The organism is candidate division KSB1 bacterium (genome assembly GCA_034506335.1).
Lineage (GTDB): Bacteria > Zhuqueibacterota > Zhuqueibacteria > JANLFK01 > Oleimicrobiaceae > Oleimicrobium.
Window position 1 is genome coordinate 1 of record JAPDPR010000076.1, and the last position, 10,819, is coordinate 10,819.

Sequence of the window (10,819 nt, forward strand, 5' to 3'; positions counted from 1 at the left end):
GTGGGGGCCGGAAGGGTTGAAAATGCATTACGAACTGCCCATTTCTACCTAGGCCATTGCAACGACAATTCGGCAGGCAGGCCTTGTAGCGAAGAAGAAACAACAGGACCTAAGGGAGGTGAAAAAGCACGCAAAACATTTACAGCTCGCTGTGACAGATGCGAAGGAGCTTTTTGTGTGTTAGGGAAGTAGCCGCCACAGGTGATGATGCCCCGTCTGCCACACTGCGAACTTGCCGGCAGAGACGTGCGCACTGGCGGGTGCTATTATGGAAATGGGAGCACCACAGAATCCACGAATGCGACCGTACTTGCCAGTCACCTACGTTCTTGCAGGAACCACTATGGGGTAGAGATGAGAGAAGTGAAGATCAAGACGCACAATGGGTCAGAATTCATTGGGGGCATGCACAAGAAAGGTGAGAGGGCCTTCAAGGAGGTTGCTAATGCTTTTGGTGTCAGGCATTGCCGGATATAGCTGGCAGCGCGATGTGGAGGCTGCTCATAAGGTGATAGAGGCCATATTCTATGACTTAGAAGGCTACAGGGACGTGGATGAGTTCATGGGCAAGTCCTTTGCCTGAGCTCTATTTCAATTTCAAAAAAAAGACCAGACATAGGGGACGCCAGACACCGGTAAAGATACTCAAGGATAGTGGCGACAATACGTGCCCCCACGTATTCAATCTGCCACCTGTCATCCTCGATCACTACGTCCACGATTTCATAAAAGGTGGCTATGATGTGGGGTTATCAACCAAATCCGCCAAAAAATCACTTGACTTTTGTGGGATTTTTTCGTACCATATGACGCTTCTTGGAAGGGCTTCCAGAGACTAGGTAGCTGCGGTGCCAAGTGCATGGAGCCATCGCCAGGTCCAAGTCCATGCCCGTGACCATTTACGATGTCGCTAGACGAGCCGGCGTGGGGATCGGCACCGTCTCGCGCGCCCTCAACGACAGCCCTCTCATCGCCGCCGACACAAAGGCCCGCGTGCTCAAGGCCATTGAGGAACTGGACTATCGACCCCATGCTCTGGCGCAGGGCCTGGCCCGCAACAAGACAGACATGATCGCCATCATCGTGCCCTTTTTTACGGGCTATTTTTTTGTCGAGCTGTTGCGGGGTGTGCAGGAAGAGGCCATCCGTCACCACTATGACCTTGTGCTGTACAGTGTGCACCAGACCGACAAGGTGGAGCTCTTTCTTGAGCGCGCTCTCCGCGAACGGCGCGTGGATGGGGTCCTGCTTATCTCCCTGCCCATTTCCGACCGCTACGCGCGCAAATTTGTGAGCTCGCGCGTGCCCATCGTCCTTGTGGACAGCTTTCACCCCTGGCTCGACTCGATCACTGTGGAAAATCGCGATGGAGCGTATCAGGCGACCAGCCACCTTGTGACGCTAGGCCACCGGCGCGTAGGGATGATCGTGGGCCATTTGCGCAGCATGCCTGCGCGCGTGCGCCTGGAGGGGTTTCGCCAGGCGTTAGCAGACCACGGGGTGCCTTTGGACGAGCGCTACGTGGCCGTTGTGGACTCCATACCGGGGCAGGACGGCTTTTGCAAGGAGGCAGGTTATCAGGGGATGAAGAGGCTGCTTGCGCTGGGGGCAGATCGGCCCACTGCCGTTTTTGTATCCAGCGATATTCAAGCCGAAGGGGCTATGCGCGCAGCCATGGAGTCAGGCGTGCACATTCCGAGGGATGTGGCCATCGTTGGTTTTGACGACATCGAGATTGCCGAGCTGTTAGGGCTGACCACCATGCGTCAGCCTATGCTTGAGATGGGGCGTCTGGCAGTGGGACGCTTGGCGGAGCGCATTGGTGAACCAGAGGCGCCGCGGTACGTGCGGACCTTCGCCCCGAGCTTGGTGGTGCGCCAGAGCTGCGGTGCCCTCATGTCGGTCCGTCCCGCTATGGCAAGCGTGATGTGAGAGGCTTGTCGGCGAAGAGAAGCGGCCGTAAGCAAAACTTGGAGCGGGCACGATGAACAAACTGCGAGTTTGGATCCGGAACGGCGCGGTGGGCCTGCTGGTGCTCAGTGTGACCTTGGCCTCAGCAGGCACCACGGGCAAGATCGCCGGAACGGTGGTGGACGCCGACACCGGCGAACCCCTGCCTGGGGTCAATGTCATTCTCGAGGGGACCACGATGGGGGCTGCCACCGACATGGCAGGACGGTACGTGGTGCTCTTTGTCCCTCCAGGCATCTACACCCTCCGCGCCAGCATGATCGGCTACTCGGCGATGCGTGTGGAGAACGTACGCGTCTCCATTGACCTCACCACTGAAATCAATTTCAAGCTCAAAAGCGCGGTTCTGGAGCTCGGTGAGGCAGTGACCATCGTGGCCGAGCGCCCCATGGTGGTCAAGGACCTGACGGCCAGCACTGCGGTGATGGGGGGCGAGGAGATCAAGGCCTTGCCCGTGACCGAGGTCCATGAGGCGCTGGCGCTGACTGCGGGGTTGGTGCGAGACGCGGGCGGGGGGTTGCACATCCGCGGTGGCCGATCCGGGGAAATTAGCTACTGGATCGACGGCATCCCCGTAACGGACGTCTACGATGGCGGCACGGTGGTGGACGTCAACAAGAACATGGTGCAGGAACTCCAGGTGGTGAGCGGCGCCTTCAACGCAGAGTACGGACAGGCTATGTCGGGCATCGTCAACATTTCTACGAAGGAGGGCGGAAACACCTTCGGCGGCTCGTTCACCACCTACGCGGGCGACCATCTAAGCACCCATGACAAGATCTTCCCTTACATCAAGAACATCAACCCGCTGGCCATCCGCAATGTAGAGGGAAGCCTTGAGGGGCCCATCCTGAGGGACAAGCTCTCCTACTTTGTGAACGCCCGCTACATCCATTTTGACGGTTGGTTGTATGGGCAGCGCCGGTATCAGCCCCACGCGGTGACCGTCGGCGTGGTACTACCGGAGCAGGTGGTGGAAGAGAATTTCCCCGAGTTCCTGTCCGAGAGTCGGGTAGTGGCACCAGGGCAACGCGGCTTTCAGTACGTGCTCGGCACCAATGCCATTATCGATTCGGTACTGACGCAGAACGAACTGCGGGCGCGGAACATCAGCGCGGACTCTTTCGCCGTTTACTACCAGAGGCTGCGTTCGGCGCACCAAAATGGGCGTGGCGATGGTGCTTTTGTGCCCATGAACTGGAACCGCAAACTCTACCTCCAGGGCAAACTCATGTACCGACCGGTGCCCTGGTTGCAGCTTGCCTACAACGTCATCCTCGACGATGTTGATTACCAGGACTATCAGCGCGACTACAAATACAACCCTGACGGTCAGCTGCAGCGCTTTAGGACTGGTCTAACCCACATTTTCAAAGCCACTCACCTGGTATCCTCCAAGACCTTCTACACCTTTGGCTTCTCGCAATTCAGCAAGGTATACAAGAGCTGGACCTACGAAGACCCCTACGACCCCCATTATGTGCATCCGGACGTGGGATTGCAGGGGGCCTATAGCTTCAAGACTGGGGGCACCGACAACTGGCGCTTTGAGCGGCGCACCGACACCTACCTGGCCAAATTCGATCTGACCAGTCAGGTGACCGTCACCCACCAGCTCAAGGGCGGGCTTGAGTTTCGCAAGCACAAGGTGTACCAGCGGGACGTCGCTCTGCAGCCGGTCCTTGCCCAGTCGGCCATCGACCTCCTTTTCCAGAGTCCCTTTATCGCCACGCGCGTCCTGCCCGACTCGACCATCTACGCCAGCCAATACACGCACCGCCCCACGGAGTTCTCCGCCTACCTGCAGGACAAGATGGAATTCAAAAACTTTATCGTCAATTTCGGCCTGCGCATGGACTACTTCGAGCCGGACGGGGTGGTGTTGGCTGATGAGACGGACCCAACCATTTACAACCCCATCAAGCCCCAGAACCGGTATCACGATTGGGGCAGCGACGGGCAGCCTGGCACGCATGACCTGGACGGCAGCGAAGGTAATGGCATTTGGGACCCGGGTGAGCCGGCGGTAACCCTGGCCGAGCGACAACAGTATTGGTACAAGCGGGCCAGTGCTAAGGTGCAAGTCAGTCCCCGGCTTGGGGTCTCCTTTCCGATCACCGATAGGGGCGTGATTCACTTCTCCTACGGTCACTTCTTCCAGATTCCGCGTTTCGAGCGCCTGTACCAGAACCCCGATTTCGAGCTGGGAACAGGCACAGGGAATTTGGGTGTGATCGGCAACGCCGACCTAAAGCCTGAGCAGACGGTGAGCGGCGAGATCGGGTTGCAGCAGCAGCTGACCGAGGACCTCACGTTGCACCTTACCGGCTACTTCCGGGACGTGCGCAATCTGGCTGGCACCCAGGCAGAGGAGATCGTCCTCTTTGGTGGTTTTGGGCGATACAGCAAACTGGTCAACAGCGACTTTGGTTTTATCAGGGGCATTATCGTGTCGCTGAACAAGCGATTTGCGGGTGGCTTGGCCGCATCGCTGGACTATACCATGCAGATCGCCAAGGGGACAGCCTCCGACCCAGAACAAGCCCGGAATGCGTTGAGCGGCGGTGCGTTGCCAGAGGTGCAACTGACTCCCCTGGACTGGGACCAACGGCACACTCTGAACGCAACTTTGTCCTACGCGGGTCGAGGCTATGGCGCAAGTCTTGTTGGTCAATTGGGCAGCGGGCTGCCCTATACGCCCAGATCCACCGCGGATATTTCCACCTTGCTCACCAACAGCCAGCGCAAACCAGGTAACCTCAACGTCGACTTGCGCGCCTACAAAGAGTTCAGGCTGAAACCCGGCATGCTGACGCTTTTTGTGCGGGTGTTCAATCTCCTCGACCGCCTGAACGAGGTCAACGTTTACAACGACACAGGACGGGCTGGCTTTACGTACGACGAGGCGGTGGCCAGGTCGAGCAATCCTTTGCAGCTGGTGAACACGCTGGAGGACTGGTTTACCAATCCGACCCACTACTCCGAACCTCGCAGAGTAGAGGTGGGCGTGACACTTGACTTTGGCCAGGCGCGGTAAGGACGCGGTGCAGCGCGGAGAGTAGTCATGAAGAGAGGAATAGGAATTCTGGCAGCGCTCTTAGCAACGGTGGCGCTGACCCTCGAAACAGATGTTCAGGCGCAGAGTGGCCGACAGTACCGTCGCGATGCAGTGATGCGGGGGAATCTGGTGAAGACGGTCTTCGGCAACTGGGGGGTTATCGGGCAACCGGCGCAGCGTGGCAAACGTGGCGCCTGGATTTACGACGACAACGGCTACATTGGCGACGTCAGCCCGCTCGTGGGTGCAGAGGTCGTATGGGAAGGCAAGACCTTCCACTCGGTGGTCGTGTGCCCGGTGGACCGACCCACCACTCAGCATGAGCTTTCGCCTTCAGGCACCTACTGGGGCTTAGAACCTGTCGCTGGCTACTTCAACGAGTACGTCCAGAGTGTGGCGCTGTACAGCGACCCCAGGACCTGGCCGCCCGTGTGGCCGGACAAGATGAATGACCCGTACGACCCCGGGTGGCCGGGCTCCTGGAACGGCTTTTTCGGCAAGACGACCACGGCCTCGGAGGAGTGCTTCTTTGTGATGGATGACCAGAACGACGAAGAGTTCAATGTGGCCGCATACAATCGCTGGGGCGTGGCCTTCAAGCCGGACGCGCGCAACCCAAACCGGAACGGACTGGGACTGCAGGTTAAGGTGCGCGGCATGCAGTGGTCGGACTTTTTGGCCCAGGACTGCATCTTCTGGCTTTATGAGATCACCAATACCGGCACCACCGACTACAGCAAGGTGGTGTTCGGCATGCTGGTGGGCACCTATGTGGGCGTGACCTCCACCGAGGACTATCGGGAGTACGACGACGATTACTCCTTTTTCGATGTGGAAAAGGACATGACCTACACCGCCGACTTTGACGACAACTGCAGCCGCAACCCGCGCTGGACCGGACCCGTAGGCGTGGTAGGGTACGCCTTTCTTGAGAGCCCTGGCAACGGCTACGATGGAATCGATAATGATGGGGATGCGGAGGACAATCCCTTCATTCCCGCAACCGGACCGCTTTTTGTGCAAGCGGACTTCCAGAAACGCGTGATTCGGGCCGGCGACAAGGTGGTGGTCATCGACGACGACTATGAGCGCAGAGTCGTCCTGGTGCCGCCTCACGACACCACGTTTGTTACGCGCGGCAGCGCGCGGGGGGTGCCCTATTTGGTCCAGGTGCGGCCAGGAGTCACCGAGTTGGTGGAGGGCAACGTGGTCATCCAGGACGGCATGGAGGTGGTCAATCCCAATGCGTACGATGGTATCGACAACGACCTGGATGGGCTGATTGACGAGAACTACTATCTGCACTACTATCAGATCCGCAAGGACCGCACGGGAAAGGTACTCATCGACCGCTTTAACCCGGTGCGTCACAAGGACTACATAAATGGCCTCGGGTTGAATGACCCGCTCATCGACGAACGGCGTGATGATGGGATCGACAACGACGGGGACTGGAACCCGGAGTTTGACGACGTGGGGGCGGATGGCGTACCGGGCACGAACGATCCGGGTGAAGGGGACGGCAGGCCCACTCCAGGTGAGCCCAACTTCGATCAGACGGACGTGGATGAGTCTGACCAGATTGGCTTGACCAGCTTTGAGTACTTCACCCCTGCGCGTGCTTTCTCCATGGCCGATGATGAGGACTTGTGGCGGCGGCTGGCCCCTGGCTACTTCGAGGTTCCCTCTTCGATCGTCAACAACAAGCCGGAGCGCGGCGAGGACGGCGACTTTATCTACGGGTCCGGTTACTTTCCGCTCCGGGCAGGGGAAACACAGCGCTTTTCCCTGGCCCTTGTTTACGGCGAAGGCGGTGGTCCGCAGGTGGACATTGCCGACCTGCTGAAGAATCGCGAGACGGTGCAGAAGATCTACAACAGCGACTATCGGTTCCCGCCGCCCCCGGAGAAGCCGACGCTGACGGTTGTCCCCGGCGATGGCAAGGTGACCCTTTACTGGGATCGCCGCGCGGAGGAATCGGTGGATCCTGTGCTCAAGGTGAAAGATTTTGAGGGGTACAAGATCTACCGGGCTACGGACCACAATTTCAACGAGGTCTTTGGGGTCACCGATGCCGACGGCCGTCCCATCCAGTACAAGCCTATTGCCCAGTTTGATCTGAAAAATGGCGTCAAGGGTTATTTCCGAGGGAGCGCTGAGCTCTTCCAACAGAGCCATGGCGCTTCCTTTTACTTGGGCAACGACACGGGCCTGGAGCACAGTTTTGTGGACTATGATGTGGAAAATGGCCGCCGCTACTTCTATGCGGTGGTGGCGTACGACCGCGGCGATGAGAGTTTGGATATCTTTCCCAAAGAGAACGACAAGCGCATCGACGTGTTGCCGTCGGGCGAAGTGCGGACTTACCGCAACACGGCGGTGGCCATTCCCAACGCGGCAGTAGCCGGTTATGTGCCGCCTGAAGGGAGCGTGCTGGTCCCACCACAATCCAGTGTGGGGACGGGCCGTGTGTTCTACGTGGTGGTGGACGAGCAGGCGCAGACAGGCCACACCTACCGAGTGGAGTTCCTCGATACCGGTAATGACGGTGTCGACAATGACGGGGACTGGAACGTGCTCACCGATGACGTGGGTTCCGACGGCTTGCCCAACACCAATGACCCTGACGGCACCGAAGGCAACGGCCTTCCTGACCCGGGAGAGCCCAACGTGGACGGTCGCGATCCGGATGAATACTTTGTACCGACCACGACGTTTTACTTTGTCCGCGACATCACCGGCGTGACCACCACCTTTGTGGCGCGGGACACATTTACCGTGCGCCTGCCGCACACCCATCTGGTTGACGGGGTGGTGGTCAAGGATGTGAGCGGGCGGGAGGTGCCGGCGTCCAAGTACACCGTTGACCTGGCGAAGGGGCGCATTCGTGGACGCCAACCTGGCGACCTTCTCTACGGAGAACCCTACTCCATCACCTACCAGTACTACCCTGTCTATCGCAGCCCGTACATGGAGAGGAGTCCCTGGGTGACCGAGACGAAGGACACCGACATCTTTGACGGCATCCGCATGGCGTTCGGCAACCACTGGAAGGTGGAGCTCGACACCCTGGCGTCCCGCTGGACCAGACCGGAAAAGGGGTACAATTACAACTTTACTATTGTGGATACCTACTTTGGCGCCGAACGGCTTGTGGGCTATTGGCACCCCGCCGACTATCGCATCGAGTTTGCCGACGGTATCATTGATACTTCCATGGGCATTCCTCAATACTACATTGACCCGATTCCGGTGAACTTTAGGGTCTACAACACCACCGACCGGCGCTACATTGACTTTGTGTTTGCCGACATCAATGGCGACGGCAAACTCACGCCGTTTGACGAGGTCATTTTCGTTGAGCGCGGCAGTGGTGGAGAGGCTCTTTACACGTACGACATAACTTTCACCAGCCGCACTGGCGAGGCCTTTTCTTATGGCAGGGGAGACACGTTGACAATTGTCACCCGCAAGCCTTTCCGCGCCGGCGACGTGTTCGAGTTCACGACTGCCCGACCAATTGTGAGCGAAGAGCAAGCCTCCCGCGAGCTGGAGCGAGTGAAGGTGGTGCCCAACCCGTATGTGGCGGCGACCGCTCATGAGTTGCCCCTGCCGCCAGCGGTAGTAAGCGGGCGGGGGGAAAGGAAAATGGACTTTATCCACCTGCCGGCCAGGGCTAAGGTGCACATCTTCACCTCGCGGGGAGAACACGTGGTGACTTTGGAGCATGACGGCAACATCCACGACGGAGCCGTCTCCTGGAACCTGAAAACCAAGGAAAACCTGGATGTGGCCGCGGGCATCTACTTCTACGTGGTGGAGTCGCCCGTGGGTAAGAAGAGCGGCAAGATTGCCATTGTAAAGTAGCAGCAGGCGCTGAGAATCGTAAACGGGAGTGAGCAATGCGAATTGCACGTGGCGCATACCATGTGGTGGTCAGCCTCCTAGCCGTAGGGGTCATTGGCTCGGCAGGTGGGCAATCTAAGGTTGGCACCACGGCGGTGCCCTTTTTGGGCATCAGTGTGGGGCCCCGCGCGACCAGCTTGGGAGGTGCCTTTGCCGCCGTCGCCAACGATGCTACCTGTCTGTACTACAACCCCGGCGCCCTCTCTCAGATGCCCAGCTCCCAGCTCGTGGTGGCGCACACGCGCTGGCTGTTGGGCACTGATCTGAACTGGGTGGGCCTTGGCCTCAAGTTGGATGCCGATAACGCCGTGGGGCTGTCCCTCACCCATCTCGACTATGGCGAAGAGGAGGTCACCACCGTTTACCTCCCGGAAGGGACGGGTGAGCGATGGGGGGCAAGCGATATCGCCGCCTCCCTAAGTTATTGCCGAAACCTGACGGACCGCTTCTCCATTGGCGGCAGTGTCAAGTATATCCAGCAGAAGCTGTGGAACGAGACAGCCAGTGCTCTCGCGCTGGACGTGGGGCTTTTGTTCGTCACGCATTTCAATGATCTGCGTCTCGGGATGAGCATCAGCAACTTTGGCACCGACATGCGCCATGACGGTCGCGATTTGTGGCAGCGCGTGGACCTTGATCCGGAGCACATTGGTCACAACGAGACCATTGTGGGCAAGCTCAAGACGGAGACTTGGCCTCTGCCGTTGTTCTTCCGCGTCGGCCTGGCGATGGACGCGCTGCGACGGCCGAACTATCGCCTCACTGTGGCGGCAGACGCCTTCAGACCGAGCGACAACACCGAGACAGTGAACGTAGGCGCCGAGTTGGAGCTCTTTCGCCTGTTGGAGTTGCGCTGCGGTTACAAGTCGCTTTTTCGGAGCACAAGCGAGGAAGGCCTCACTGCTGGCGTAGGGGTCCACCTGGCCCTTGACCCGCGTCTGGCCTGGAGATTCGAGTATGCCTTCGCGGATTTTGGCCTGTTCGAAGCCGTGCACATGGTCGGGGCTTCGGTAAGCTTTTGACCGCGTGTATGTCCGTGAGTGCTCCAGAGGCTGTCCACAGGAATAGTGGAGCACAATGAACGAAAGGAGGTGGTACCAGGGGCGTCAGGAAACCAGTGCGCGATGTGTGATGAGCAGGAATTTGCCTGCGCACAAGAGAGGTCGGGAGGTTCAGATCCCGGCGTGAATGAAGTGACTGAACAGAGAGGTGTCAGATGGCACGTAGGAACATCGTAGGATTGCTCACCCTTGCTGTTGCCTTGCCGCTGATTAGCGGGTGTTTTACCATCCTCAGCATCGACCAAGTTACTACGGCTACCACTGGCTCGAAGATTGTCGTGACCATCGAGGTTCGCACCGAGGGCACGGATGCAAATGCCCACCATGGGATCTTTGCCGTGCTGGTACCCAATGACTGGAGCGTTGACTCGGTCTACTACTCTGGCGACTTTGGCCCGGATTACGCCACGTACTTGCCCGCGGAGATGGCAGACGGGGATCCAGGCGGCCAGGTGGATTATTGGGAGCCGGCACTGGAGCAGAACTACCCCAGTGGTCCGGATATGAAGTGGGTGGTTTACCAGGGCAAAAACGCTTACGCTTCCACCCTGGATACCGGGTACGTGGATGTGACGGTCGAAATGACCATTGGTAATCGGTCAGGGAATTTCAACATCGGATACTTCGTGACGAACGCGGCTTTGGACTTCACCGACCGCAGCTATTACGACATCAAGCTGGATAACCCTATTCGCGTGACCAGCACTGGCCCTGTCCGGGTTACGTTCTTAGCGAACACGGCGACGGTGCCGGACACGTTGGGGGCGAGTTCGACGGTGCAGGTGCGAGGGAGTGGGGGACCGTTGACGTGGAGTGGGGCGTC

General features: G+C 58.7%; 6 protein-coding genes. All 6 read left to right on the plus strand.

Translation table 11 applies throughout. From position 1 onward, the window contains the following. Nucleotides 1–445 precede the first annotated feature (445 nt). Nucleotides 446–583 carry a hypothetical protein gene (locus ONB25_14620; GenBank protein MDZ7394117.1) on the plus strand — a complete coding sequence of 46 codons (138 nt, stop codon included), beginning with the start codon at nucleotides 446–448 and terminating at the stop codon, nucleotides 581–583. 302 nt (nucleotides 584–885) lie between these two features. After that, nucleotides 886–1,932 (plus strand): LacI family transcriptional regulator, encoded by a 1,047-nt coding sequence (locus ONB25_14625; GenBank protein ID MDZ7394118.1) that lies wholly within the window; start codon nucleotides 886–888, stop codon nucleotides 1,930–1,932. A gap of 52 nt (nucleotides 1,933–1,984) precedes the next feature. Continuing rightward, a complete protein-coding gene (locus tag ONB25_14630; GenBank protein ID MDZ7394119.1) occupies nucleotides 1,985–5,008 on the plus strand; it encodes a carboxypeptidase-like regulatory domain-containing protein in 3,024 nt (1,007 codons plus the stop codon). A gap of 27 nt (nucleotides 5,009–5,035) precedes the next feature. Continuing rightward, nucleotides 5,036–8,896: a hypothetical protein gene (locus tag ONB25_14635; GenBank protein MDZ7394120.1), complete on the plus strand. Its 3,861-nt coding sequence runs from the start codon at nucleotides 5,036–5,038 to the stop codon at nucleotides 8,894–8,896. A gap of 35 nt (nucleotides 8,897–8,931) precedes the next feature. Further along, nucleotides 8,932–9,957, plus strand: coding sequence for a PorV/PorQ family protein (locus tag ONB25_14640; protein ID MDZ7394121.1), 1,026 nt, complete (start codon nucleotides 8,932–8,934; stop codon nucleotides 9,955–9,957). 194 nt (nucleotides 9,958–10,151) lie between these two features. After that, nucleotides 10,152–10,819, plus strand: a 668-nt coding sequence (locus ONB25_14645) for a DUF4961 domain-containing protein (protein MDZ7394122.1), incomplete at its 3' end; no start/stop codon positions are given.